Annotated in this window: 1 protein-coding gene; it reads left to right on the plus strand. The window is 41.6% G+C overall.

Going from position 1 to position 838, the window contains the following annotated elements:
• Positions 1–561: 561 nt before the first annotated feature.
• Positions 562–838 (plus strand): transposase (locus tag AC3WOM_RS26685; RefSeq protein WP_492449214.1); only part of this gene is annotated, 277 nt, incomplete at its 3' end.

Consider the following 838-nt stretch of genomic DNA (forward strand, 5'->3'; position numbering starts at 1 on the left):
AAAATGTAGGTTAACAGCTGTAGAATTTGTACCAATATTCTATCCATTTAATGATGGTGAGTAACATGCTTTTACTTTTCTTTTCTTTTGAGGGAAGGAAATATTTAAAGTTCTACACTATTGCTGATTGGAGTGCAAGGCAACTCGACTCCCGTGGGATAGCGAGACAGACGAGACCCTGAGGCCAACACGATGTTGGTCACGAAGGCGTTGTTGCTGTCGCTACGCTTTCGCACAGATAAATTGTCACAGGACGTGACGCACTAGCCTTCGTTCCCTCAGCGCAGGAAGCGGCTCGTCGCTCGCCCACTGGAAGCCCTTGCTCTGCGCGAAAGCGAAGCGTCAGCGGCAAAGCGAGTAGCCTGGAACAGAAATCACCTTCATTTTGACTAAATATTTACAAAGAGTCCCTTGACTATTTAATTTTTCAACACTATGAGGCTGGGACAAAACCCTTCTCTAAACTAAAAAGCCGGTGAAATTTTTTTCATAAAAAAAATAAGGACCACTTCTGATAAAATTAAGTCACCACAACAAAATTATACAGAAAGAAGGATCCTTATGTTTAAAGATTATAACATGAATCAACTAGTTTTGCCTTTAGATTTAGAAGTGAAGTTACAAAAGAATGATATTGCCTTCCATATCCACCATTTAGTCGAAAGTATCCCGCCCGAAGCGTTTGAACCATTCCTTCGAAATGAGGGCTGTCCTGCCTACCATCCACGCATGATGCTTAAAATTATCTTATGTGCCTACACGCAATCTGTCTTCTCAGGGCGCAAAATTGAAGGACTTTTAAAAGATAGTCTTCGGATGATGTGGTTAGCTCAAGGAA

The sequence above is a fragment of the Lysinibacillus sp. FW301-JW8 genome (assembly GCF_058788755.1).